At 50.5% G+C, this 23,267-nt stretch carries 26 protein-coding genes and 3 tRNA genes; 19 read left to right on the top strand and 10 right to left on the bottom strand.

Translation table 11 applies throughout. The features are described from left to right. Positions 1 to 1,042, bottom strand: a 1,042-nt coding sequence (gene fliF / locus KQJ18_RS11265; protein ID WP_216421976.1) for a flagellar basal-body MS-ring/collar protein FliF, incomplete at its 3' end; no start/stop codon positions are given. 216 nt (positions 1,043 to 1,258) lie between these two features. On the opposite strand from fliF, the gene fliE reads away from it, so the two are divergent. Continuing rightward, complete coding sequence (gene fliE / locus KQJ18_RS11260; protein WP_016153486.1) at positions 1,259 to 1,573, top strand: flagellar hook-basal body complex protein FliE; 315 nt, start codon at positions 1,259 to 1,261, stop codon at positions 1,571 to 1,573. A 54-nt stretch (positions 1,574 to 1,627) separates the two neighbouring features. Here the strand turns inward: fliE and yedF are convergent, their stop codons facing one another. Together yedF and yedE are read right to left on the bottom strand one after the other, a co-directional pair. Beyond that, positions 1,628 to 1,861: a sulfurtransferase-like selenium metabolism protein YedF gene (gene yedF, locus KQJ18_RS11255; protein WP_000790504.1), complete on the bottom strand. Its 234-nt coding sequence runs from the start codon at positions 1,859 to 1,861 to the stop codon at positions 1,628 to 1,630. Further along, positions 1,858 to 3,120, bottom strand: a complete 1,263-nt coding sequence (yedE, locus tag KQJ18_RS11250) for a selenium metabolism membrane protein YedE/FdhT (protein WP_325168722.1) — start codon at positions 3,118 to 3,120, stop codon at positions 1,858 to 1,860. The genes yedF and yedE overlap by 4 nt, the downstream gene beginning before the upstream one ends. A 128-nt stretch (positions 3,121 to 3,248) precedes the next feature. Between yedE and yedD the strand changes: the two genes are divergently transcribed. Then, positions 3,249 to 3,662 (top strand): lipoprotein YedD, encoded by a 414-nt coding sequence (gene yedD / locus KQJ18_RS11245; RefSeq protein WP_038641556.1) that lies wholly within the window; start codon positions 3,249 to 3,251, stop codon positions 3,660 to 3,662. A gap of 40 nt (positions 3,663 to 3,702) precedes the next feature. Here yedD and amyA read toward each other — a convergent pair whose 3' ends face one another. From amyA to fliD, 4 genes are all read right to left on the bottom strand, one after another. Then, positions 3,703 to 5,190 carry an alpha-amylase gene (gene amyA / locus KQJ18_RS11240; RefSeq protein WP_216421975.1) on the bottom strand — a complete coding sequence of 496 codons (1,488 nt, stop codon included), beginning with the start codon at positions 5,188 to 5,190 and terminating at the stop codon, positions 3,703 to 3,705. Positions 5,191 to 5,258: 68 nt separating this feature from the next. Further along, positions 5,259 to 5,630 (bottom strand): flagella biosynthesis regulatory protein FliT, encoded by a 372-nt coding sequence (gene fliT, locus KQJ18_RS11235; RefSeq protein WP_003030458.1) that lies wholly within the window; start codon positions 5,628 to 5,630, stop codon positions 5,259 to 5,261. After that, positions 5,630 to 6,037 carry a flagellar export chaperone FliS gene (gene fliS, locus KQJ18_RS11230; RefSeq protein ID WP_085048008.1) on the bottom strand — a complete coding sequence of 136 codons (408 nt, stop codon included), beginning with the start codon at positions 6,035 to 6,037 and terminating at the stop codon, positions 5,630 to 5,632. The genes fliT and fliS overlap by 1 nt, the downstream gene beginning before the upstream one ends. A 15-nt stretch (positions 6,038 to 6,052) precedes the next feature. Beyond that, the gene (gene fliD / locus KQJ18_RS11225) at positions 6,053 to 7,453 is read right to left on the bottom strand and encodes a flagellar filament capping protein FliD (protein WP_150345137.1); all 1,401 of its coding nucleotides are present in this window, start codon (positions 7,451 to 7,453) and stop codon (positions 6,053 to 6,055) included. A gap of 255 nt (positions 7,454 to 7,708) precedes the next feature. On the opposite strand from fliD, the gene KQJ18_RS11220 reads away from it, so the two are divergent. The 9 genes from KQJ18_RS11220 to sdiA all read left to right on the top strand — a co-directional run bounded on the left by KQJ18_RS11220 (position 7,709) and on the right by sdiA (position 16,133). Next, positions 7,709 to 8,941, top strand: a complete 1,233-nt coding sequence (locus tag KQJ18_RS11220; RefSeq protein ID WP_216421973.1) for a FliC/FljB family flagellin — start codon at positions 7,709 to 7,711, stop codon at positions 8,939 to 8,941. A gap of 78 nt (positions 8,942 to 9,019) precedes the next feature. Beyond that, the gene (gene fliB, locus KQJ18_RS11215; RefSeq protein ID WP_216421971.1) at positions 9,020 to 10,222 is read left to right on the top strand and encodes a flagellin lysine-N-methylase; all 1,203 of its coding nucleotides are present in this window, start codon (positions 9,020 to 9,022) and stop codon (positions 10,220 to 10,222) included. A 196-nt stretch (positions 10,223 to 10,418) separates the two neighbouring features. Then, positions 10,419 to 11,138, top strand: coding sequence for an RNA polymerase sigma factor FliA (fliA, locus tag KQJ18_RS11210; RefSeq protein ID WP_038641545.1), 720 nt, complete (start codon positions 10,419 to 10,421; stop codon positions 11,136 to 11,138). Positions 11,139 to 11,194: 56 nt separating this feature from the next. Then, a complete protein-coding gene (fliZ, locus tag KQJ18_RS11205; RefSeq protein WP_069323574.1) occupies positions 11,195 to 11,746 on the top strand; it encodes a flagella biosynthesis regulatory protein FliZ in 552 nt (183 codons plus the stop codon). Positions 11,747 to 11,846: 100 nt separating this feature from the next. Next, positions 11,847 to 12,647, top strand: a complete 801-nt coding sequence (gene tcyJ / locus KQJ18_RS11200) for a cystine ABC transporter substrate-binding protein (RefSeq protein ID WP_032939603.1) — start codon at positions 11,847 to 11,849, stop codon at positions 12,645 to 12,647. A 107-nt stretch (positions 12,648 to 12,754) separates the two neighbouring features. Beyond that, on the top strand, positions 12,755 to 13,741 hold the full coding sequence (gene dcyD, locus KQJ18_RS11195; protein WP_087856025.1) for a D-cysteine desulfhydrase: 987 nt from the start codon (positions 12,755 to 12,757) through the stop codon (positions 13,739 to 13,741). Between the two features lie 20 nt (positions 13,742 to 13,761). After that, complete coding sequence (gene tcyL / locus KQJ18_RS11190; RefSeq protein ID WP_006684074.1) at positions 13,762 to 14,430, top strand: cystine ABC transporter permease; 669 nt, start codon at positions 13,762 to 13,764, stop codon at positions 14,428 to 14,430. Then, complete coding sequence (gene tcyN, locus KQJ18_RS11185) at positions 14,427 to 15,179, top strand: L-cystine ABC transporter ATP-binding protein TcyN (protein ID WP_137350775.1); 753 nt, start codon at positions 14,427 to 14,429, stop codon at positions 15,177 to 15,179. The genes tcyL and tcyN overlap by 4 nt, the downstream gene beginning before the upstream one ends. 231 nt (positions 15,180 to 15,410) lie before the next feature. Continuing rightward, positions 15,411 to 16,133, top strand: coding sequence for a transcriptional regulator SdiA (gene sdiA / locus KQJ18_RS11180; protein ID WP_038641538.1), 723 nt, complete (start codon positions 15,411 to 15,413; stop codon positions 16,131 to 16,133). Positions 16,134 to 16,199: 66 nt separating this feature from the next. Here the strand turns inward: sdiA and KQJ18_RS11175 are convergent, their stop codons facing one another. Next, the gene (locus KQJ18_RS11175) at positions 16,200 to 16,424 is read right to left on the bottom strand and encodes a DUF2594 family protein (protein ID WP_006684077.1); all 225 of its coding nucleotides are present in this window, start codon (positions 16,422 to 16,424) and stop codon (positions 16,200 to 16,202) included. A gap of 459 nt (positions 16,425 to 16,883) precedes the next feature. On the opposite strand from KQJ18_RS11175, the gene uvrY reads away from it, so the two are divergent. From uvrY to KQJ18_RS11145, 6 genes are all read left to right on the top strand, one after another. Further along, on the top strand, positions 16,884 to 17,540 hold the full coding sequence (gene uvrY, locus KQJ18_RS11170) for a UvrY/SirA/GacA family response regulator transcription factor (protein ID WP_038641535.1): 657 nt from the start codon (positions 16,884 to 16,886) through the stop codon (positions 17,538 to 17,540). Next, positions 17,537 to 19,369: an excinuclease ABC subunit UvrC gene (gene uvrC, locus KQJ18_RS11165; protein ID WP_137347788.1), complete on the top strand. Its 1,833-nt coding sequence runs from the start codon at positions 17,537 to 17,539 to the stop codon at positions 19,367 to 19,369. Before uvrY ends, uvrC begins: the two co-directional genes overlap by 4 nt. A 55-nt stretch (positions 19,370 to 19,424) precedes the next feature. After that, positions 19,425 to 19,973 (top strand): CDP-diacylglycerol--glycerol-3-phosphate 3-phosphatidyltransferase, encoded by a 549-nt coding sequence (gene pgsA, locus KQJ18_RS11160; protein ID WP_038641531.1) that lies wholly within the window; start codon positions 19,425 to 19,427, stop codon positions 19,971 to 19,973. 151 nt (positions 19,974 to 20,124) lie between these two features. Next, positions 20,125 to 20,200 (top strand) — tRNA-Gly (locus KQJ18_RS11155). Between the two features lie 51 nt (positions 20,201 to 20,251). Further along, a tRNA-Cys gene (locus tag KQJ18_RS11150) sits at positions 20,252 to 20,325 on the top strand. Between the two features lie 12 nt (positions 20,326 to 20,337). Further along, positions 20,338 to 20,424 (top strand) — tRNA-Leu (locus tag KQJ18_RS11145). 138 nt (positions 20,425 to 20,562) lie between these two features. On the opposite strand, the gene KQJ18_RS11140 is transcribed toward KQJ18_RS11145, so the two are convergent. Continuing rightward, entirely contained in the window at positions 20,563 to 20,907 is a 345-nt protein-coding gene (locus KQJ18_RS11140) for a hypothetical protein (protein ID WP_216421970.1), read from the bottom strand. A gap of 200 nt (positions 20,908 to 21,107) precedes the next feature. Here KQJ18_RS11140 and KQJ18_RS11135 point away from each other — a divergent pair, with 200 nt between their 5' ends. Together KQJ18_RS11135 and KQJ18_RS11130 are read left to right on the top strand one after the other, a co-directional pair. After that, positions 21,108 to 21,797, top strand: coding sequence for a DUF1571 domain-containing protein (locus KQJ18_RS11135; RefSeq protein WP_216421969.1), 690 nt, complete (start codon positions 21,108 to 21,110; stop codon positions 21,795 to 21,797). A 13-nt stretch (positions 21,798 to 21,810) separates the two neighbouring features. Beyond that, positions 21,811 to 22,281: an SRPBCC family protein gene (locus KQJ18_RS11130; RefSeq protein ID WP_216421968.1), complete on the top strand. Its 471-nt coding sequence runs from the start codon at positions 21,811 to 21,813 to the stop codon at positions 22,279 to 22,281. A 19-nt stretch (positions 22,282 to 22,300) separates the two neighbouring features. Here the strand turns inward: KQJ18_RS11130 and KQJ18_RS11125 are convergent. After that, on the bottom strand, positions 22,301 to 23,267 hold a 967-nt coding region (locus KQJ18_RS11125), incomplete at its 5' end, for a patatin-like phospholipase family protein (protein WP_253297477.1).

Below are 23,267 nucleotides of genomic sequence, written 5' to 3'. Positions count from 1 at the left end.
TACTGTTATTCGTTGTCTGCGTGGTTTGCGCATTTTGCTGATTAGCCGGTGGGTTGGCGATTGGCGCGGTATTAGCCGGGGCTGGCTGATTAGACAATGCGCCTGGGACGCCGCCAGGCGCTCCGCTACCAATTTGCTCACTGACGTTTAACTGGCGTGAGCGCAGCACGGCCTGGGACTCATCGCCGTTTGGACGGTATTGCTCTTCGGTTTGCTCTTTGTTGGCAAAATCCAGCTGTGCGGTGACCTGTGCGTGTACGTTACCGTTGCCGACAATCGGCGACAGGATCGATTCGATCCGGCGTTGCACGCGGGCCTCGACATCGCTGGCGTATTTCAGTTGCGCATCGTTGAGATCGCGGCTGCTGGTGTTCGACTGGGTTAACAGATGACCCGCCTGGTCGACCAGCGTTACGTTGCCCGGCGGTAAGCCTGCAACAGCGCTGGAGACCAAATGCGTGACCGCGCTGATTTGACCTTCATCCAGCGCACGCCCCGGTTCCAGATTAACAGTGACGGAGGCCGAAGGCGCTTTTTGCTCACGTACAAACAGCGATGGTTTAGGCATCGCCAGATGCACGCGGGCGCGTTTTACCGGGCCCAGGGTTTCAATGGTACGGGCTAACTCACCTTCCAGCGCGCGCTGGTAGTTAACCTGCTCGCTAAACTGGCTGATACCAAACTTTTCCTGATCCAGCAGTTCAAAGCCAACGGCGCCACCTTTCGGCAGGCCTTGCTGCGCCAGACGCAAGCGCAGCTCGTGGACTTTATCGGCAGGAACTTCAATAGCGCCGCTTCCCTCAGTAAAACGATAGGGGACATTCATCTGCGTCAGTTGGGTGACAATCGCGCCGCCATCCTGATCGGAAAGATTGCTGAACAAGGTGCGGTAGTCGGGCGCTTTGGCCCACAGAACCATCGCCACAACGATAGCGACGGCAGCGGCTCCTGCCACAATCAGAGGAATTCTGGGATTCGCGCGCAGGCGGTTTAACCACTCGAGAGGTTTAAGCTGGGTTGCAGTCGATGCTGTCGCACTCATCTCGCACCTCGTGGCTTATCGTGGACGGCGTTTTTTGCAAAGTGGAACAAGACTCACTCCCGGGTCAGCAAACTCGAAAAATTGACGGTCTCATTATTTGCGGTTTCGAATTTTTCTATGGGTTAAAAACCGTGGTTTTTTATCGTTATTTAACGCCTTTATCTTATTGACTAACTGGTAATCTCAGCTACGTGAAAATTCATCCAGGGGATCAGAATGTCGGCAATACAGGGGATTGAAGGGGTCATCAGCCAGTTACAAACCACGGCGATGTCAGCAAAAATGCAGGATATGCAGCCACAACCGACCGTGAGTTTTGCCGGTCAGCTACATGCGGCGTTAGACAGAATCAGCGATGTGCAGACCGCGTCCCGTGTCCAGGCTGAGAAATTTACCCTCGGTGAACCGGGTATTGCGCTGAATGATGTGATGACCGATATGCAAAAAGCGTCGGTGTCGATGCAGATGGGGATTCAGGTACGTAATAAACTGGTATCGGCGTATCAGGAAGTGATGTCGATGCAGGTGTAGGGACAACGTGCAGATAATGTAGGCCGGATGAGCGCAGCGCCATCCGGCAAACACTTACTTTTGAATCAAATAGCGAATCGTTGGGCCATCCTGCTGAATATCCAGCACCGTATAGCCGTGATTGCGCGCATCCAGTGGAATATTATTGATTGACTGCGGGCAGTCGCTCACCACTTCCAGAATTTCACCTTTCTTCAATTGCGGCATCGCCTCCAGCGTGGCAACTGCCGGATACGGACACGGCTCGCCGACCATATCGAGGCGATAATCAGGCACGATATTTTTCATACAGACTCCTTGGCTGGCGTCAGCCCGGCACGGCGGAAGAAACGCTTTTCCCAGCCGATGATGAGCATCAGCGCGGTAAATAACAGCAGATAGGTCACCAGCAGGCCACCCAGCGGACCAAAGGTGTTCAGCAGATTCACCTTATCCCAGTTGGTGGCCAGAGCAGGCGCAAAATCATCCCAGTAGTAAGCCAGAATGGTTGAGCCAATAACGTTGCCCAGACCAACCCACCAGTAATGCACCTGGCCTTCAACCGCGCGGTACATCCAGCCGGTTTCACACCCGCCCGCTAAAACAATACCGAAGCCGAACAGCAAGCCGCCAATCACTGCATTCGGACCCGCCCACATAATCTTCGGCTCGACGCCCAGTTGCACGTAGCTAAAGATACCGATGGCGCTGACCGCCATCCCGAAGATGATCGCTTTTGCCATATGGGTGCGACCGGAAATCCACAGGTCGCGGAAGGCTGAAGTGAAGCAGATCTGCGCCCGTTCAATCAGCAGACCGAACCCGACGCCGAACAGCATCGCCAGGCCGAGCTTAGGTTTATCCATCGCAGTGAGTAACGCCCAGCCGATCATGCCGATAAACACCAGCATCCCGAGGCGAAAACGACGACGCGCCTGATCCGGTTTTTGCGTCAGCGGGGAAGCGGCGGAGACTTTCTGCATTTTGACCGGAATACGGAACATCGGCAGCAGGGTAAAGCGTGCGCCAAACCACGAGCCAATGGCTGTTGCCAGCGCAAAAAACCAGGCGTGTAGTGAGAACTGTGGAATACCGGTGAAGAACGCGGCCAGGTTACACCCCATCGCCAGACGGGCGCCGAATCCGGCAATCATCCCGCCGACTATCGCCTGCATAATGCGTATCCGACTGCGCGGCATGCGGAGTTTGACGTTGTTGGCCCAGAGAGCGGCAGCAAAACAGCCGCCGAACATACCGAGTATCATCATTCCGTCGATACGGGTCAGGGGAGAGCCTTCAAGATGGATCAGCTTGTAGTATCCCCACTCTTCGGCGTGAACGCCAAATAATTGCAGGATTTGACCGCCCCAACGGGTGAATTCGCCGGTAACGGCCCAGAAGGTTCCAGTGATGCCGAAGTAGTAAGTAGAGAGAATACCCGCTGCGATGACCGCAGGGGCAGGGGCCCAAAATTTAATTAACCAGGCCTGTTTGAAGTGTTGCCATGACATGCGTTTTGCCTCTGAACTCAGAAGGTATGTAACAAGAAGTGTGGATACTACACCGATCAGAATTTTTGACTATGAGTAATAAGAGGTAACACTGTCTGGATCAATATTTCTCAATGCTACCGAAAGGCTGGCGGCATCAGACCTTTAATGCCACAATCCCATTTTCTTCGCATGCAGGATGAATGATGAAAAAATTAGCAATCGTTGGGGTATTTCTGGCGCTGAGCGGATGCGCCGAAGTAGAGAATTATAACGACGTGGTGAAAACGCCAGCGCCAGCAGGTCTGGAAGGCTACTGGCAGTCAAAAGGTCCGCAACGCAGCCTGGTCAGCCCGGAAGCCATTGCCAGCCTGGTGGTGACGAAAGAGGGCGATACGCTGGATTGTCGCCAGTGGCAGCGGGTCATTGCTCTACCGGGGAAACTGACGATGATTTCCGGCGATCTCACCAACGTGACCGTGAAACGTGAGCTGTATGAGATTGAGCGTGAAGGCAATACGCTGGAGTATGATGGCATGACGCTGCAACGGGTGGATCGCCCGACGCCTGAATGTGCTGACGCGTTAAAGAAAACACCGCTGGCTACGCCGCTGCCATAAGTAGCATGCCCCGGTAGCCAGCGGCCACCGGGGTTGAGTATTACAACACGTCTTCAATCACCCACACGCTGACGCTACCGCCGTTACAGAAAAACGTCGCTTCCCCGTTTTCATCGGTGACCACGCTTTCTTCGCGATTTCCCAGATAATCACGCCAGGTTTTATTACCGTAATTCGCGCCGAGATTGATGGTCTTTTCCCCATCATCACCATTAGACAACACCACCACACAGCCGGGATCTTCGTCCGTTCCGCTGCGGCTAAAGGCGATACAGTTAGGGTGATCAAAAAAGAGCGTCTGAACGCCGTGAGCGAAGCGCTGACGGGCGAGGATCAGTTCGGCAAGCTGTTCAATGATCGGCATGTCGATAGAATAGGTTTCGCCATCGCCGCCGGTGTCTTCGTAATGCGCCCCGTAGAGGTCAGGATAAAACACCGACGGTACGCCGTTTTCCCGTAGCAGGATCAACGCATAGGCCAGCGGCTTAAACCATGACTCGACAGGGGCTTCCAGCGCCTGCAACGGCTGGGTATCGTGATTGGCAACCAGCGTGACGGCATGAAACGGATCGGCCTCGACTAATGTGTCCGTGAAGATTTGGCTCATGTCGTAATCGCGGCCCTGACGGGAGGCTTCGTGGAATTTCATCTGCAATGGGGCGTCGAACAGCATGGTTTTCCCCTCCACCTGGTTAATGTAGGTTTGCAGTTTGTCGACCTCGTGGGACCAGTATTCCGCGACAATACATAATGGCTTGGGCGCGACCTCCTGTACGTGTTCAATCCACTCTTTATAAAACCATGCCGGGATATGTTTCACCGCATCTAAACGAAAACCGTCACACTGGGTTTGCTCCATCACCCAGCGCGCCCAGTATTTGATCTCCTCGGTCACGGCGTGATTTCGAAAATCGATGTTCTCGCCCATCAGATAATCAAAATTACCCAGTTCATCATCCACCTGATCGTTCCAGCCTTCACCGGTATAATCGTTAACGATTTTGAAAATGCCGTCTTCGGTGGGGTTCTCGATATGGTCAATGCCGCTGAAGCATTTATAGTCCCAAATGAATTGTGAATACTGGCCTGCGCGGGCGGGGAAGGTATAGCGCGTCCAGGCCTCACATTCGATGATTTCATCGTCTATTTGCGTGCGATCGTCGGCGTTAACCCGCTGGACACGAATACTCTCTTTTTCATCCGCGCCCATTTTGTGGTTAACCACCACGTCGAGCAGTACGGCGATGTCGTTGTTTTTCAGCGCGTCAATTGCCGCCAGCAGCTGGTTTTTATCGCCATATTTGGTGGGGATGGTTCCCCTCTGGTCAAACTCGCCCAGGTCAAACAGATCGTACGAGTCGTAGCCAACGGAATAACCACCTGATGCGCCTTTATAGGCGGGGGGCAGCCATACCATATTGATGCCGATATCATTGAGTCCGCCTGCGCGTTCGGCAAGCTCGGGCCAGAGTTGACCCCCATCGGGGTAATACCAGTGAAAATACTGCAATAACGTGGGATTTTTCATCTTCCGTGCTCCAGAAGTCGTTTGGCCGACCTCTGGAGTATGGAAGATTATTCAGATTTAACAGAAAATTATTGCGGGGCGGTGGGGGCGTCGGGTACTAACAGCATGCCGGAAAGACGGCCATAGGCGTTATTGAGCGTCTTCTGGCGTGTCGACTGACCGATAAGATTGCTGAGTTCATCCAGCCGCTGTTGTAACAGTGTTTTGAGTAACTGTTCGTTATCCAGCGTCTGTTTAATATACCCGGCCACTAAGTCCTGAATACTTCGTGTAATGCCAGGTGGAGTTTGCTCTTCCATGACCACTTCAATACTTTGCAGATAGGTAACTTCCTGTTCCAGTAAAAGGTCCCACTCACCCCGCTGCGCCAATTCCAGCAGCGAGTGACTGAGTAGCGCGATGCGCTGCCAACGGTTGATAAACTCCACGGCTGAGGTCATTAACGAGACTCCTGGGACGACGCTTTCGGTGAGATCTGTTTCCAGGCTTCCGCAATGTTGCCGAGCAACCCTTCGACTTCTTCAATAGCCTGACAATCATTACGCAAGTTGGCTTGCAGTAAACGGCGAATCATATAGTCATACAGCGCAGACAGGTTGGTGGCGATTTCACCGCCATTTTCCTGATCCAGACCTGCTTTCAGACCATTGTCGATAATATTAATGGCTTTACTTAACGCCTCGCCTTTGGCGACGATATCACCCTGTTGCATAAACAGGCGAGCGCGCACCAGGGCGCTGTTCGCGCCATCAAACAACATTTCGATCAGCTGATGCGGGCTGGCGCTCATTACGGCGCTTTCCACACTGACCTGTGCATAGGCTTTGGTACCGCTCGCGGTATACATGCTTACCTCGTGTTATCAGGATTTATTCATCGCTGTAAATTGTTGGCCCAGGTAGGTACTGGTGTTATTCAATTTGCTCATCATGCTATCGAGCTGGGTAAACTGCGCCGTATAGCGCGCAACCATGTCGTCAATGCTGGCGCTGACGGACAGGTACTGTTTGGTCAGTTTCTTCAGCGTGGCGTTAATGGTGTCTTGCGCATTATCGATAATGCCGTCATCAGCCAGATAACTTTTCACTTCAGCGGCAATTTTGGTGGTGATCCCGGTTTCTTTACCGTCGCCAGCCAACAACTCACGTACCGAAGCGGTGTTTTCGTCCAGCGCTTTTTTCAGTTTGGTGTCATCGATGGTCATCTTGCCGGTTTTGCCATCCTGCTTGATGCCAATTTCATTCAGCGTCTTAAAGGCACCTTCGCTACCGGAGTTGGCAAACTGCGCGCGAATACCGGTCTGAATGGTACGTACCACGCTGTCGCCCACCAGCGCGCCGTTATCTTTGTCCTGACCTTCCGCACCTGCGTCTACGGCTTTATATTTGGTCAGCGTATTAAAGGTATCGATCAGTGAGTTATAGGCATCGACCCAGCCTTTAATCGCTTCCGTAGCTTTCTCATTGCTTTTCGTGACGGTGACACGCGCGTCGGTGACTTTTTTGGTCAGTTCCAGCGTCACGCCCTGCGGGGCATCGGTGACTTTGTTGCTTTGACGTTCAATATCGATACCGTTCATCGTGAGCTTGGAGTTTTGCGCTTTAACCAACTCAGTCATTTTTCCGGTGCCGGTTGTACTGTCGTAGGCCAGCATATCGTTCAGCTTGCTGTCGCCGTCAACAGAGATGGTCATTTTGCTGTCCATACCTTCTGCTGCGGTCAGCACCAGTTTGAACTCGCCATCTTTTACCTTCACGATGCTGGCGGAGATACCGCTATCGGTATCGTTAATCGCCTTACTGATATCGTCCAGCGTGGTTTTGTCTTGCGACAGTTTAATCTCCAGCGGCTCTTTACGACCCGGCTGATCAATCTTAATTGTACGGGTGGCAGAACCATCACCCAGCGCCTCTTTGTTTGAAGCAACCGATGAGGTGCTCAGAGACTGCGCCTGGGCCAGCTGCGTGACGCTGATGGTATAAATACCCGGTGCCGCGCCGGCTTCGGTGGTTACTTTCAGGTCTTCAGTACTGCTGGTCACATTACTGCTTCTGAACAGTTCCGGTTTATTTAACGCGGTATTGGCCGTCTGGAATTTTTCCAGCGCACTCTTCAGCGTACCGTAAGCCGTCAGACGGGCGGTATTGTCGGTCTGTTGCTGAGTAATTGGATTTAAACGTTTTTTCTCAGCGATAGTCAGGTTGTTTAGCAACGTGTCCAGTGGTAAGCCTGAGCCTACGCCTAATGATGTAAATGAAGCCATGCCCGATTCCTTGTGATTGCAAACAATTGTTAAGCGGGTTATCGGCAATCTGCGCGCAAAGTTTAATGATAGTTTTGTCAAAATAATGCGCGGAATAGTGGTGCATATAGAGGGTATTTCACGGGCTAAGAAAAAAGAGAGCGGAAAGTAAAAATTTTCTAAAGTTCGAATTTAAGGTGCCGATACATGGGTTACGGTGAGAAACCGTGGGCAACAGCCCAATAACATCGAGTTGTAATTGATAAGGAAAAGATCATGGCACAAGTCATCAATACAAACAGCCTGTCGCTGTTGACCCAAAACAACCTGAACAAATCTCAGTCCGCTCTGGGCTCTGCTATCGAGCGTCTGTCCTCTGGTCTGCGTATCAACAGCGCGAAAGACGATGCTGCTGGTCAGGCGATTGCAAACCGTTTCACCGCTAACATCAAAGGTCTGACTCAGGCTTCCCGTAACGCTAACGACGGTATCTCTGTTGCACAGACCACTGAAGGCGCGCTGTCTGAAATCAACAACAACCTGCAGCGTGTGCGTGAACTGTCCGTCCAGGCAGCGAACGGCTCTAACTCCGATTCCGACCTGTCCTCTATCCAGGACGAAATTAATCAGCGCCTGGCAGAAATCAACCGTGTTTCCGAGCAGACCGACTTTAACGGCAAAAAAGTTCTAAACCAGGACGGTCAGTTGACCATTCAGGTTGGTGCAAAAGATGGTGAAACTATCACTATTGACCTGAAAAAAATCAACAGCGAAACCCTGAAGCTGAACGATCTGGATGTGACTAAAATTGCAACCACCATTTCTAACGGTAGCAAAATTAATACCCAGGTTACTCCTGCTGCCGCAGATATTGTCGATCAAAAAGCGGGTGGTATTACAACTGGTCAGACACTGGTAACTGATACCACGGGTAAATATTTCGTGAAAGTAGGTGCTGATGTCTATGATGCAACATTGGATAACACCAACGGTAAAGTAACTTTTGACAGTACCACTAAAGGCACTGCAACTGGTGCTACAACTGCCGCAACTGTTGGGAAAGATGTGAAAGTTGATACCACAGCGCTTACCGCTGCGAATCAAAGCCTGATCTCTTATAAAGAGGCAGGCACAACGAAATTCGCTGTTAAACAGGCTGATGGTACGTACAAAGGTGCGACGATTGATGGTGCGGGTGCAGTAACCCAAACTGCTGCAGTAACCCCTGATATCAGCCTTGATCCGCTGAAGAAAATTGATGCTGCGCTGTCTGATGTTGATAAATTCCGTAGCTCCCTGGGTGCGGTGCAGAACCGTTTTGAATCTGCAGTAACTAACCTGGGTAACACCGTTAACAACCTGTCTTCTGCTCGTAGCCGTATCGAAGACTCCGACTACGCGACCGAAGTGTCTAACATGTCTCGTGCGCAGATCCTGCAGCAGGCAGGTACTTCTGTACTGGCACAGGCTAACCAGACCACGCAAAACGTCCTCTCTTTACTGCGTTAATCCACCGATTGGGTTACTTAGTCATTAGAGACAATGAAGGCAGCGAAAGCTGCCTTTTTCTTTACTGGAGTCCAAATAATGCAAGAAATTACCGTTACTGAACCGGCTTTTGTTAAAGCCTTCCAATGCTCTGGAGCACAATGCCGCGATCATTGCTGTAAAACATGGCGTATAACTCTGGATAGGTCAACGGTGAAAAAATATATTTCCAGTAAAGATGATAGTATCAGAGGGATCGCTAAGGAAAATATTATTCTCCTTAAAAAGAATGTTGATAATTGGGGATTAATCAAACTTAATGAAGATAGCGGGAACTGTCCTTATCTGACCGAAGACAGCCTTTGCCAGGTCCAGAAAACGCTTGGCGTCGAAGCATTAAGCACGACATGTAAAACATTTCCGCGTAGTGAGCGTATCTACAAAAACGATGTAAGAAAAGCATTAAATCTGTCGTGTCCGGAAGTCGCCAGTTTAGTACTGACCGACCCCAATGCGATGGTTCTGAATGAGAGCAGTAAAATTGTGCCTAATGCTTTTACTGCACCGGTCTTTTCGCAACAGCAAAAGCTACTTAATCTTTTCTGTCTGAGCCTGGCGGAACAGGCAGGACGTGATGTGGATGTGGGGCTATATGCGCTGATTAAACTTACTTTATGCGTTAAGAAGTTTAATCAGATTGATAATGTGGCGCTGGCTGAAGTTGAGCAAATTTATCACGCGATTATGACTCAGATGCAGTCAGGTGAAATGCGAGAAGAACTGTCGAAATTTTCTGCTGACAACAATGTTAAAGTCAATTTAGTGCTCTTGCTTCAGGATTATTTCCGCAGTCTGCCGGTAAGCCGCGCCAATGGTGTACTTAACTATTATATCCAGTGTCTTTTGAGAACATTGACCCTGGAAGAAAATCATTCTGTGGGTGACGGGGTTGCTAAACTTGAGGCTACATGGCAGAAGGTTTACGAACAACAGGATGAGGCTGGATTCGATCTTAAAAATTTCATTTTGTATAAAATTTGGGAAAACAACTTTCCCAATCAAAAGAACGTAGACCCGCTTCGTACATTATATATGATAAGTGTCGAATACTATTTCATCAAAATGCTGATTGCTGCCAGTGCCTACGAAAGAACATACCTGGAGAAGGAGGACGCCATCAATATCGTCTACAGCTTCCATTCGTTAAGTCAGCATAACCCTACCGTACATGAGAACTTTCAAAAGCATATCGAGACCGTGCGCACAGGTGATGACCTGTCGATGATTCATCTCTTGACATAATTTAAGCAGGGATGCGTGAAAACGCATCCCTCGCAAGCTAACCATTTGATTTATGTTTGATTATTTCTGATGCGAAATAACGCCATCAGCTACATAAGTGAAATAACCCTTCTTTTATAGCCTTATTCCCCCGATAGAACCCCCTGCAGAAACGGATAATCATGCCGATAACTCATTTAACGCAGGGCTGTTTATCGTGAATTCACTGTATACCGCTGAAGGTGTAATGGATAAACACTCGCTGTGGCAGCGTTATGTACCGTTGGTGCGTCACGAAGCATTGCGCCTTCAGGTGCGTTTGCCGGCGAGCGTAGAACTGGATGACCTGCTACAAGCGGGCGGCATCGGGTTATTGAATGCAGTTGACCGATATGACGCTTTGCAAGGAACGGCATTTACCACTTACGCAGTGCAGCGTATTCGTGGAGCGATGCTGGACGAACTACGTAGCCGGGATTGGGTGCCGCGTAGCGTTCGGCGCAATGCTCGCGAAGTGGCACAGGCGATGGGACAACTGGAGCAGGAGTTAGGGCGTAACGCGACGGAAACCGAAGTGGCGGAGCGTCTGGCTATTCCTGTGCAAGAGTATCGTCAGATGTTGCTTGATACCAATAACAGCCAACTCTTCTCCTACGACGAGTGGCGGGAAGAGCATGGCGATAGTATTGAGCTGGTGACGGAAGAACATCAGCAGGAAAACCCGTTACAACAGCTACTTGAGGGTAACCTCCGCCAGCGCGTGATGGAGGCGATCGAGGCGTTGCCGGAGCGCGAAAAGCTGGTGTTAACGCTGTACTACCAGGAAGAGCTGAATCTGAAAGAGATCGGCGCGGTACTGGAAGTCGGGGAGTCGCGGGTCAGCCAGTTGCACAGCCAGGCCATCAAACGTCTACGTACCAAGCTGGGTAAGCTATAGGGGTAATCATTACCCCTGAACAATGCCGCATTACGAATTGACTACCAGGAGTTCTCATGACGGTGCAGCAATCAAAAAGACGGCCTCTAAGCCGCTACCTCAAAGATTTCAAACACAGCCAGACGCATTGCGCCCATTGCCTGAAGTTGCTCGACAGGATCACGCTGGTTCGCCGTGGACAAATTGTTAATAAAATCGCCATCGCCCGCTTGGACACGTTGCTGGATGAAGCTGAGTGGGAACAGGAGAAAAAAGAGTGGGTGGCGCTGTGTCGTTTTTGCGGTGATTTGCATTGCAAAGAGCAGAGCGACTTTTTTGACATCATCGGATTTAAACAATTTTTATTTGAGCAGACCGAAATGAGCCACGGCACGGTACGTGAATACGTTGTCCGCCTGCGCCGCCTTGGCAATCATCTGACCGAACAAAATATCTCTCACGAATTGCTGCAGGAAGGGTTCCTCGACGAAAACCTTGCCCCGTGGCTGCCGGAAACCAGCACCAACAATTATCGCATCGCATTGCGTAAGTATGAGCAGTTTAAAGCCCATACGCATATGGGGCATATGCAGAAATCCTCCTGGACAGCCAGTTCTGATATATATTAAAAACGAATAAGGTGTAACGGAGTGGTGTTTGTGAATCACGACAAACGCTCTACACTACGGTCATAAATGATAGTCACTAATGACAATATTCGGGGTAACTATGAAATTAGCACTTCTGGGACGTCAGGCTCTGATGGGTGTAATGGCTGTTGCACTTGTCGCCGGAATGAGCGTAAAGACTTATGCAGATGAAGGTCTGTTAAATAAAGTTAAAGAGCGCGGTACGCTGCTGGTGGGCCTGGAAGGGACCTATCCCCCGTTTAGTTTTCAGGGTGATGACGGCAAGCTGACGGGTTTCGAAGTGGAGTTCGCCGAAGCACTGGCAAAGCACCTGGGGGTGAAAGCCACGTTGAAGCCGACCAAGTGGGACGGCATGCTGGCCTCGCTTGATTCCAAACGCATTGACGTGGTTATCAACCAAGTGACCATCTCTGACGAACGGAAGAAAAAATACGATTTCTCTACCCCGTATACGGTCTCTGGTATCCAGGCGCTGGTGAAGAAAGGCAATGAAGGCGTTATCAAGACCGCTGCCGATCTGAAAGGTAAAAAAGTCGGCGTGGGTCTGGGCACCAACTATGAAGAGTGGCTGCGCCAGAACGTGCAGGGCGTGGATATTCGTACCTATGATGATGACCCGACCAAATATCAGGATCTGCGTGTAGGCCGTATCGACGCGATTCTGGTTGACCGTCTGGCAGCGCTGGATCTGGTGAAGAAAACCAAAGATACGCTGGCCGTCACCGGTGAGGCTTTCTCCCGCCAGGAATCTGGTGTGGCGCTGCGCAAGGGCAATGAAGATCTGCTGAAAGCGGTTGATGCCGCCATTGCCGAAATGCAAAAAGACGGTACGTTGAAAGCGCTGTCTGAAAAATGGTTTGGAGCGGATGTGACGAAATAATCGTCATCCGATGAAAAAAGGCGCCTTTAACAGCGCCTTTTTTTATTTCATTGCGCCTGAACGTGCATAATAAAAAGAACATCACAACAACAAATACCGGAGGCTGTATGCCGCTGCATAACTTAACGCGCTTTCCACGTCTGGAATTTATTGGCGCACCAACACCGCTCGAATATCTTCCACGCTTCTCCGACTATCTTGGGCGCGATATTTTCATCAAACGCGATGACGTTACGCCGATGGCCATGGGCGGCAATAAACTGCGTAAGCTGGAGTTTCTGGCGGCGGATGCGCTGCGTGAAGGGGCCGATACGTTGATAACCGCGGGCGCTATCCAGTCTAACCATGTGCGCCAGACGGCGGCGGTAGCGGCTAAACTTGGCCTGCACTGCGTGGCGCTGCTGGAAAACCCGATTGGCACCACGGCGGAAAACTATCTCAGCAACGGCAACCGTCTGCTGCTGGACCTGTTTAATACCCAGATTGAAATGTGCGATGCGCTGACCGATCCGAATGCGCAACTTCAGGAACTGGCGACGCGGATTGAAGCGCAAGGGTTCCGTCCGTATGTGATCCCGGTTGGGGGTTCCAATGCTCTGGGCGCACTGGGCTATGTGGAAAGCGCGCTGGAAATTGCGCAACAGTGTGAAGGGGCCGTAGAGCTGTCTTCCGTGGTCGTGGCGTCGGGCAGCGCGGGTACGCATGCCGGACTGGCCGTTGGGCTGGAACAGCTGATGCCACACGTTGAGCTGATTGGCGTGACCGTCTCGCGCAGCGTGGCCGATCAAAAGCCCAAAGTTGTTACGCTACAGCAGGATATTGCCCGTGAACTGGAACTGACGGCCTCAGCGGATATCCTGCTATGGGATGATTATTATGCGCCGGGCTACGGTACGCCAAACGAAGAGGGCATGGAAGCGGTAAAACTGCTGGCGCGGCTGGAAGGCATCTTGTTGGATCCGGTCTATACCGGCAAGGCGATGGCGGGTCTGATTGACGGCATCAGCCAGAAGCGCTTTAAAGATGAAGGGCCAATTCTCTTTATCCATACCGGTGGGGCGCCTGCATTGTTTGCCTACCATCCTCACGTGTAACAATCAGGTAGAAGAACGTAATGCAAGAAAGTATCCAACTGGTGATCGATTCCCTACCGTATCTGCTTAAAGGCGCGGTTTTTACGCTGCAACTGAGTATCGGCGGGATGTTCTTTGGCCTCGTGCTGGGGTTTATCCTGGCGCTAATGCGCCTGTCGCCGCTATTACCTGTACGTTGGCTGGCGCGCTTTTATATCTCTGTCTTTCGCGGAACGCCGTTGATCGCCCAACTTTTTATGATCTATTACGGTCTGCCGCAGTTTGGTATTGAGCTGGATCCCATCCCGGCGGCGATGATTGGTTTGTCGCTGAATACGGCGGCCTACGCGGCGGAAACGCTGCGGGCGGCAATCTCTTCCATCGACAAAGGGCAGTGGGAGGCGGGGGCCAGTATTGGCATGACGCGCTGGCAGACCATGCGCCGGGCGATCCTGCCGCAGGCGGCACGCGTTGCGCTGCCGCCGCTGAGCAACAGCTTTATCAGCCTGGTGAAGGACACTTCGCTGGCCGCGACTATTCAGGTTCCTGAACTGTTCCGTCAGGCGCAGCTGATTACCTCGCGTACGCTGGAAGTGTTCACTATGTATCTGGCGGCCTCCTTGATTTATTGGGTAATGGCGACAGTGCTTTCTGCGCTGCAGAACTATTTTGAAGAACAACTGAACCGCCAGGAGAAAGAGCCGAAATGAGTGCTATTGAAGTCAGAAACCTGGTCAAAAAATTCCATGGGCAAACGGTGCTGCATGGGATCGATCTCGACGTCAAACCCGGTGAAGTTGTGGCGATTATCGGACCGAGCGGTTCGGGCAAAACCACGCTGCTGAGGAGCATTAATTTGCTGGAGCAACCGGAGGCGGGCACCATTAAAGTGGGTGAGATAACCATTGATACCGCGCGGTCGTTAACTCAGCAGAAAGGACTGATTCGCCAGTTGCGCCAGCACGTAGGCTTTGTGTTCCAGAACTTTAATTTGTTTCCCCATCGAACGGTGCTGGAAAACATTATTGAAGGTCCGGTGATTGTCAAAGGCGAACCTAAAGCCGAAGCGACAGTCCGTGCGCGCGAACTGCTGGCAAAAGTCGGGCTGGCGGGAAAAGAAACCAGCTATCCGCGCCGCCTGTCCGGTGGGCAGCAGCAGCGCGTGGCGATTGCCCGGGCGCTGGCGATGCGACCAGAGGTTATTTTATTCGATGAACCCACCTCAGCGCTTGACCCTGAACTGGTTGGCGAGGTGCTTAATACCATTCGCCAGTTGGCGCAGGAAAAACGCACCATGGTGATTGTGACGCATGAAATGAGCTTTGCGCGTGATGTGGCTGACCGGGCGATATTTATGGATCAAGGACGGATAGTGGAGCAGGGACCCGCTAAATCTTTATTTACGCATCCGCAACAGCCGCGAACCCGTCAGTTTCTCGAAAAATTCCTCATGCAATAAATAGTACAAGCAGCACTCACCGGCATTGTTTTATGGTGAGTGCTGTGCGCATAACTATTTATAAATATTGCTTTATTATTAATGCTTGATTCTGTTGCTTACTCTGGCGATTGAGTCACGCTCAAGTAATTTTTCATTTGTCCGATAATTTGCATATATAAAATACATTTATGTGTTAGCTTGTTTCATATGTTTGGATGATTATCAATCGCAGGGGCATTACCACTTAGTATGCAGGATCATGATTTCTTTACCTGGCGACGGAGCATGCTGTTACGCTTTCAGGAAATGGCGACGGCAGAGGATGTCTATAATGAGTTACAACAACAGACGCAGCATTTAGAGTTCGATTTCTACGCACTCTGTGTTCGTCATCCCGTACCCTTTACCCGTCCTAAAACGTCACTTCATACGACCTATCCCAAAGCATGGGTGGCGCATTATCAGTCCGAGAATTATTTCGCCATTGATCCGGTGCTGAAGCCTGAAAACTTCAGCCAGGGGCATTTACCCTGGGACGATAGCCTGTTTCGTGATGCGCAACCCCTGTGGGACGCCGCACGCAATCACGGTTTACGCAAAGGGATGACGCAATGTTTAATGTTGCCGAATCGGGCGTTGGGATTTTTATCGGTATCGCGAGCGAGTGTCCAAAATAGTCGTTTTGCGAATGATGAAGTGGAGCTCAGAATGCAGCTTCTGGTGCGGGAAAGCCTGTCGGTGCTGACGCGACTGGAAGATGACATGGTCATGGTGCCAGAGATGCGTTTTAGCAAGCGGGAAAAAGAAATATTGAAGTGGACCGCAGAGGGGAAAACGTCTTCGGAGATAGCGATAATACTGTCGATTTCTGAAAATACCGTCAACTTTCACCAGAAGAATATGCAAAAGAAATTCAATGCGCCAAACAAAACGCAGATAGCGTGTTACGCCGCTGCGACCGGGCTTATCTGAATAAATTATCGTTCTGAGTGTCAGACGCAAAACCGGCTGATAGCAATGCTGTCAGCCGGTTTCTTGTTACTGGCGGTAGGCCTGTTTAATTTGCTTAACAGTGCTGGAAAATACCGCAGCCTGTGATTGATCTTCAATCAGCGCGATCTGTTTTTCCATTTTAAGAATCACGCGTCCAGCATCGGCTTGACCCATTGCCTGCAGCATCAGTGTTAACAGGGCTTTCAGACAGGTGACTTCATTGGCCAGTTCCTGGTTATTCTCAGCAGTGGAAAAGTCAGGCGTACTCATTTATTTTCCTCGTTATGTTTCAATGAAAAAGTGCGATGTCAGATCTTAAGGCGGCGGAGTATACCATAAGCGAGGCTAAAAATATCAGTGGTTGTTTTTTGTGCAAGCTAAAGGGGTGGACATTAAAATAAACAACATGTTGCAGTGCATATATTTTCTCCACTTGTTGTTTATTTCGAGTATTTTACTCGTTAATTATTGTTACAACTTTGGCTGCCTGTTTTGCATTCAGCGCAGGAATATGAATTTTTTGTCACTATTCTGAAACAGCTATGCAGATATAACCGTGGCAGCAGGCTATGAGGCCTGAAATTTTCCACCCGCCGTACAATCTAATTTCCAAAAACGAGAGCAAAATCGAAAGTCGGACGTTTTTTACATTTCAAAGTTGAGATAAAACCCGTTAACATAGGACCGATTAACTATCGGTAGCGTTATCCCTATTCTGGAGATATTCCTTTGATCAACGTTTTTCTTGTTGATGACCACGAACTGGTGCGCGCAGGGATACGACGCATTCTGGAAGATATAAAAGGCATAAAAGTTGTCGGCGAAGCGTGCTGCGGTGAAGATGCGGTGAAATGGTGCCGCTCAAATACCGTGGACGTTGTGCTGATGGATATGAATATGCCCGGTATTGGCGGTCTCGAAGCAACCCGCAAAATTGCGCGTTCAACGGCAGACATTAAAGTGATTATGCTGACGGTACATACCGAGAACCCGTTACCTGCAAAGGTCATGCAGGCAGGTGCCGCGGGGTATCTCAGCAAAGGAGCCGCCCCCCAGGAAGTTGTGAGTGCCATTCGTTCGGTTTATTCCGGGCAACGTTATATTGCCTCCGATATCGCTCAGCAGATGGCGCTCAGCCAGATTGAACCTGAGAAAACGGAAACCCCGTTTGCCAGTTTGTCTGAACGCGAGTTGCAGATTATGCTGATGATCACCAAAGGTCAGAAGGTCAATGAGATTTCAGAACAACTGAATCTTAGTCCTAAAACGGTGAACAGCTATCGCTATCGAATGTTCAGTAAATTAAACATTCACGGCGATGTCGAGTTGACTCACCTGGCAATTCGCCATGGCCTGTGTAATGCGGAGACATTAACAAGCCAGTGACCGATCAGTTTGATGCCAAAGCGTTCCTGAAGAGCGTAACCAGTCAGCCCGGTGTTTATCGTATGTATGATACCGCCGGGACGGTTATCTATGTCGGGAAAGCGAAAGACCTGAAAAAAAGGCTTTCCAGTTACTTCCGTAATAATCTCGCGTCGCGTAAGACCGAAGCGTTGGTCGCGCAAATCCAGCAGATTGATGTCACGGTGACACACACCGAAACCGAAGCGTTATTGCTTGAACACAACTACATCAAGCTGTATCAGCCGCGCTATAACGTATTGCTGCGCGATGATAAATCGTATCCTTTTATTTTCCTCAGCGGCGATACTCATCCACGCCTGGCGATGCATCGTGGGGCCAAGCATGCCAAAGGCGAGTACTTTGGACCGTTCCCCAACGGCTATGCCGTACGAGAAACGCTGGCGCTGCTGCAGAAAATTTTTCCCATCCGCCAGTGCGAAAACAGCGTGTATCGCAATCGCTCGCGACCTTGCCTGCAATATCAGATTGGCCGTTGCCTCGGTCCCTGTGTGGCGGGCCTGGTGAGTGAGGAAGAGTATGCACAGCAGGTCGAGTACGTCCGTTTATTCTTGTCCGGGAAAGACGATCAGGTATTAACCCAACTTATCGCCCGGATGGAAAAGGCCAGCCAAAATCTCGAGTTTGAAGAGGCTGCGCGTATTCGTGACCAAATTCAGGCTGTACGTCGCGTCACCGAAAAACAGTTTGTCTCGAATTCCGGGGACGATCTGGACGTTATCGGGGTGGCGTTTGACGCTGGCATGGCTTGTGTGCACGTACTGTTCATTCGTCAGGGTAAAGTGTTGGGCAGTCGCAGCTATTTCCCGAAAGTACCGAATGGAACAGAACTCGGCGAGGTGGTGGAAACCTTTGTCGGGCAGTTTTATTTGCAGGGAAGTCAGATGCGTACCTTACCTGGCGAGATCCTGCTCGATTTTAATCTTAGCGATAAAACTCTGCTGGCGGATTCATTGTCTGAACTGGCCGGGCGGAAGATTAATGTTCAGACGAAACCGCGCGGAGATCGTGCGCGTTATCTGAAGCTGGCGCGTACCAACGCGGCAGTAGCGTTAACCACCAGGCTTTCTCAGCAGTCGACCATTACTCAGCGACTGACGGCGCTGGCATCGGTATTGAAGTTACCCGCTGTAAAACGCATGGAGTGTTTTGACATCAGCCATACGATGGGCGAGCAGACGGTCGCCTCCTGCGTGGTTTTTGATGCCAATGGCCCACTGCGCGCAGAGTATCGTCGTTACAACATCACCGGCATTACGCCGGGCGACGATTATGCGGCGATGAATCAGGTTCTGCGTCGGCGTTACGGTAAGGCGATAGAAGAAAGTAAGGTTCCGGACGTCATATTGATCGATGGCGGTAAAGGTCAGTTGGGACAGGCGAAAGCCGTTTTTGCTGAGCTGGATGTTCCCTGGGATAAACAGCACCCACTTTTGCTGGGGGTGGCGAAAGGGGCCGATCGTAAAGCGGGTCTGGAAACGTTGTTCTTTGAGCCGGAAGGAGAGGGCTTTAGCCTGCCGCCGGATTCGCCCGCCTTGCATGTGATACAGCATATCCGCGATGAATCTCACGATCATGCGATCAGCGGACACCGGAAAAAACGCGCGAAGGTGAAAAGTACCAGCACGCTTGAGACCATTGAAGGCGTTGGGCCTAAGCGTCGGCAGATGTTGTTGAAATATATGGGCGGTTTGCAAGGTCTTCGTAACGCAAGTATTGAAGAAATTGCAAAAGTGCCGGGTATTTCGCAAGCTCTGGCAGAAAAGATCTTCTACTCGTTGAAACATTAGGCCCTCTGTAGCAACATAGGGGTAATTTCACTGACAACAGATAGTTATCCGTCATATGCAATTTAATATCCCTACGTTGCTCACGCTGTTTCGCGTCATCCTGATCCCATTCTTTGTATTGGCGTTTTATCTGCCATTCACCTGGGCTCCCTTTGTTTGTGCGCTGATCTTCTGTATTGCGGCGGTCACCGACTGGTTTGATGGCTATCTGGCGCGTCGCTGGAACCAAAGCACGCGTTTTGGCGCCTTCCTCGACCCCGTTGCCGATAAAGTGCTGGTTGCTATCGCGATGGTGCTGGTGACGGAGCACTATCACAGCTGGTGGGTGACGCTTCCTGCCGCCACGATGATCGCGCGTGAAATTATCATCTCTGCGCTACGTGAATGGATGGCAGAACTGGGTAAACGCAGCAGTGTGGCAGTGTCCTGGATCGGTAAAGTGAAAACCACTTCGCAGATGGCCGCATTGGCGTGGCTGCTGTGGCGTCCAAATATTTGGGTAGAGTATGCCGGGATCGCACTTTTCTTCGTCGCTGCGGTACTGACTTTGTGGTCAATGTTCCAGTATTTGAGCGCTGCATGGGGAGATTTGCTTGAACAGTGATCGTTTCGGCGCAAATTTCAGCAAACGATCGTCAGTGGTGAAAAATATCGTTGACTCATTGCGTCAGGTAAGTAGAATGCAACGCATCGAACGGCAGCACTGATTGCCAGACGATAACAAAATCAAGTGATTAACAAAGTTACTTGGTGATGCGGGAATAGCTCAGTTGGTAGAGCACGACCTTGCCAAGGTCGGGGTCGCGAGTTCGAGTCTCGTTTCCCGCTCCAAATTAAAGGCATCGGCAATAGCGGATGTCGGCTGAAAAGCCAGAAGATTTCGGCGCGTTAGCAAAGCGGTTATGTAGCGGATTGCAAATCCGTCTAGTCCGGTTCGACTCCGGAACGCGCCTCCAATTTCTTCCCGAGCCCGGATGGTGGAATCGGTAGACACAAGGGATTTAAAATCCCTCGGCGTTCGCGCTGTGTGGGTTCAAGTCCCACTCCGGGTACCATGGGAAAGAATAGAATAATCAAAGCAATAAGCAGTGTCGTGAAACCACCTACGGGTGGTTTTTTTGTGCCTGTAATCTGTCGTTTTATCCTGCCTGAAACGTAAAATGCCCTTCAAACATTTGCAATAGATAATCACCCTATCGACGAATCGGTGCGTTAAGCATAAATCGTACTCGGGCAGGGTTGTTGATAAACCCATTTCGGGCAGGATTATCGTTGAGGTCCTGGAAACCATTTATCATGGTGGGATCGCCAAAGCTATCCTGAATCGCTAAATGTCTGTGGATTCGGTTTGGTGCCCTGAACGTGAAAGCGAAATCATCTGTACCGCCAATGATGATGATGCCATTACCGGCACGGAGTGCCGCGCTTAATGCTTGCTCACTCGCGGCCTGGTTTTGTAACGCGCTGGCTGCGGCAGATGATGACGCCAGCAGCAGTAAGATGAGAACGGCGCATGAAAATACCGATGGCAGTTTCATGATTAATACCTGTTAAGAGTATGGCTATTAAAGTATAGCTTTATGTTGTCATCTCAACTGAAAAGAAAACCAACAATTTAACCAACAGTCCCTACTGAGTCTGAGAAGCCGGGAGAGTAGCGCCGCGCGGTTAAGAACTATAATAACAGTCGACAGGCGATGACTCCTGTTGGCAGATAGTACAGATACAGGGGGCGGCCATGAGCGTCTCATTTTTTCCGCTAGTTGCGTTCACCGCATTGCTTGTCTTTAGTTGCTCAGTATGGTCGGTGGAAGAAAGTGGGGGATTATCACCGCGAGCCAGAGCCACGGATCCTGTTGCATTTTCGCTGCAGTCATTTAACAACATGACCTCTTATCAGGTCATGCTGCGATCTTCATCTGCGCAGGATGAGAATAAAATCATTCGCTACAGCTATCAGAAACCCGGCTACGTACGAATGGATTTTTCCCAGCCGCATTCAGGCGCGGTGCTCATCTTTAATCCCGTCACCGGTAAAGTGACATTATGGCCATTTGGTGTGGGGTCGTTGCCCATTTTGCACCTGTCGCCGACCAATTCATTGATCCAGGATGAGCGCGGTCATCGGGTGGATCGTTCTGATATCGGCGTGTTGTTAGGCAATATTCGCCATCTGCAGCGCGAGGGAACAACGACGGTTGTTGCTCAGGAGCGTCTAGCGGGGCGGGAGACGACGCATGTGTCAGTGGTTGGGCCAGGAATAATGACAGTGGATGGCGTTCACCGCTACGACGTCTGGCTGGATAATTATCACGGATTCCCTGCCAAAGTGATCGGCTATGCCCCAAATGGGCGGCGATTAGAAACTGTTCTTCTGGAAGCTATGGTTATCAACATCCGTTTTCCCGCTAATTTCTTCACGCCTTGAGGGAGCCCGTACTATGGCTGAGTATCAGTTTTCCACGGTCTGGCGGGTTGAGGCTTCAATCCAGGAGGTATGGGATATTTTTTCCCATCCGGACCAGTGGCCGGAATGGTGGGGCAGTCTGGAAAGAATTGTGGAGATCAAGAAGGGGGATTTACAGGGCATTGGCGCGCTACATCGTTATACCTGGAAAGGGGCGCTTCCTTATCGTTTAACCTTTGATATCAACGTATTGAATATTCTCCCTTGCTCTCTGCTTGAAGGACAAGCCAGCGGGGCGGTAGAAGGGCAAGGTGTGTGGTCTTTTACTGCGAGTGGCAAAGAGACTATTGTCAAATATGACTGGAATGTCCGAACCACTATCCGTTGGATGAATTATCTTGCCCCGCTGGCGGCACCCGTATTTCGCTGGAATCACAATACGGTCATGCGTGAGGGGGCAAGAGGGTTAGCCCGTAAACTGGCAACGAAGGTGCATATATTTTGAGTTCAGTCAGCGTTGGGGATTAATGAGCGTCCTGATATTTAAAATTGCCTCCACTATTGATTAATAACTTAGCGATCTCAGTCAATGTCTTATCATACACGGAGGCATTTTGTAGACCTGCCTGGCGCAGAAGTTCTAAGTTTTCACGCGATGCGTTATCCAGCGTTGGATCGGCACCGTATAGTTCAGGCTGTATTCTGTAGTATTTAGAATTTTTTACCGTTGAGGCAATTTGTTGCAGATAATACGCGGTCATCTGCGGCCCCCCCTCAAGCGCGATATCAATAGCCGGTTTTGCCCAGCCAAAGGGACCCCAGTCCTTAACTTCGGAATAAGAATACCCCTGCAATTTCTTGCCGGTTCCCAGTGAGACAATAATCATATCCTTAATGCCAGCGACATTACTGAATTTAATCGCTTCGGAATAGGCACAGAGCGCGGGGTCGTTTGCTACCACACCGCCATCAACCAGGACAAATTTTTCGGGAACAGGGGGCAATGAATAAATACGCGCTGCTTCGAAATAAGTGGGAGCCGCAGAGGTACCCCGTAAAGCGTCCCTGACCAGGAAGTCCCGATTTTTGGCGAGGGCTGAATGTTGTTTGAAAATGACAGGAAGACGACTGCTCACGTCATAAGAAACAAAGCAGGTTGGTCTTAATAATTCACTGAGTTTTGTTTCACCGAATGCCATTTTTAATACTCGCTCCAGCTCCTTTGCAGAATATTTCTCATCGGTAGCGCCACCCAGTGAACTGATTGTTTTCCAGACACCGACATCAAAAATTTCATCCCCATCCTGAAGGTAGAAATTGACGGCTTCCTGAGCGGAGAACTTTGGTTTTCCTTTTGTGTCAGGGCAAACATAAGCAGAACACAGAATGGCCCCGGTACTGGTACCGGCAACCAGATCGAAGTAATCCGCAATTCTGGCGGCAGGATTCTCTGATATATCCTGCAATTTCTTCTCCAGTGCCACAAGTAGC

Source organism: Citrobacter sp. S55_ASV_140, from assembly GCF_018919505.1.
GTDB lineage: Bacteria > Pseudomonadota > Gammaproteobacteria > Enterobacterales > Enterobacteriaceae > Citrobacter > Citrobacter werkmanii.
Note: the sequence above shows the minus strand (reverse complement) of the source record. Positions and strands in the feature narration are given on the sequence as shown.

Excerpts from the sequence above, each read along its gene's own strand:
- KQJ18_RS11175 (WP_006684077.1), bottom strand. The coding sequence starts at position 16,424 with ATGAGTACGCCTGACTTTTCCACTGCTGAGAATAACCAGGAACTGGCC.
- yedF (WP_000790504.1), bottom strand. The coding sequence starts at position 1,861 with ATGAAAAATATCGTGCCTGATTATCGCCTCGATATGGTCGGCGAGCCG.
- yedD (WP_038641556.1), top strand. The coding sequence starts at position 3,249 with ATGAAAAAATTAGCAATCGTTGGGGTATTTCTGGCGCTGAGCGGATGC.
- tcyN (WP_137350775.1), top strand. The coding sequence starts at position 14,427 with ATGAGTGCTATTGAAGTCAGAAACCTGGTCAAAAAATTCCATGGGCAA.
- KQJ18_RS11135 (WP_216421969.1), top strand. The coding sequence starts at position 21,108 with ATGAGCGTCTCATTTTTTCCGCTAGTTGCGTTCACCGCATTGCTTGTC.
- KQJ18_RS11140 (WP_216421970.1), bottom strand. The coding sequence starts at position 20,907 with ATGAAACTGCCATCGGTATTTTCATGCGCCGTTCTCATCTTACTGCTG.
- tcyL (WP_006684074.1), top strand. The coding sequence starts at position 13,762 with ATGCAAGAAAGTATCCAACTGGTGATCGATTCCCTACCGTATCTGCTT.
- pgsA (WP_038641531.1), top strand. The coding sequence starts at position 19,425 with ATGCAATTTAATATCCCTACGTTGCTCACGCTGTTTCGCGTCATCCTG.
- dcyD (WP_087856025.1), top strand. The coding sequence starts at position 12,755 with ATGCCGCTGCATAACTTAACGCGCTTTCCACGTCTGGAATTTATTGGC.
- fliZ (WP_069323574.1), top strand. The coding sequence starts at position 11,195 with ATGACGGTGCAGCAATCAAAAAGACGGCCTCTAAGCCGCTACCTCAAA.
- KQJ18_RS11220 (WP_216421973.1), top strand. The coding sequence starts at position 7,709 with ATGGCACAAGTCATCAATACAAACAGCCTGTCGCTGTTGACCCAAAAC.
- fliB (WP_216421971.1), top strand. The coding sequence starts at position 9,020 with ATGCAAGAAATTACCGTTACTGAACCGGCTTTTGTTAAAGCCTTCCAA.
- fliS (WP_085048008.1), bottom strand. The coding sequence starts at position 6,037 with ATGTATACCGCGAGCGGTACCAAAGCCTATGCACAGGTCAGTGTGGAA.
- tcyJ (WP_032939603.1), top strand. The coding sequence starts at position 11,847 with ATGAAATTAGCACTTCTGGGACGTCAGGCTCTGATGGGTGTAATGGCT.
- fliD (WP_150345137.1), bottom strand. The coding sequence starts at position 7,453 with ATGGCTTCATTTACATCATTAGGCGTAGGCTCAGGCTTACCACTGGAC.
- fliT (WP_003030458.1), bottom strand. The coding sequence starts at position 5,630 with ATGACCTCAGCCGTGGAGTTTATCAACCGTTGGCAGCGCATCGCGCTA.
- fliE (WP_016153486.1), top strand. The coding sequence starts at position 1,259 with ATGTCGGCAATACAGGGGATTGAAGGGGTCATCAGCCAGTTACAAACC.
- KQJ18_RS11130 (WP_216421968.1), top strand. The coding sequence starts at position 21,811 with ATGGCTGAGTATCAGTTTTCCACGGTCTGGCGGGTTGAGGCTTCAATC.
- sdiA (WP_038641538.1), top strand. The coding sequence starts at position 15,411 with ATGCAGGATCATGATTTCTTTACCTGGCGACGGAGCATGCTGTTACGC.
- amyA (WP_216421975.1), bottom strand. The coding sequence starts at position 5,190 with ATGAAAAATCCCACGTTATTGCAGTATTTTCACTGGTATTACCCCGAT.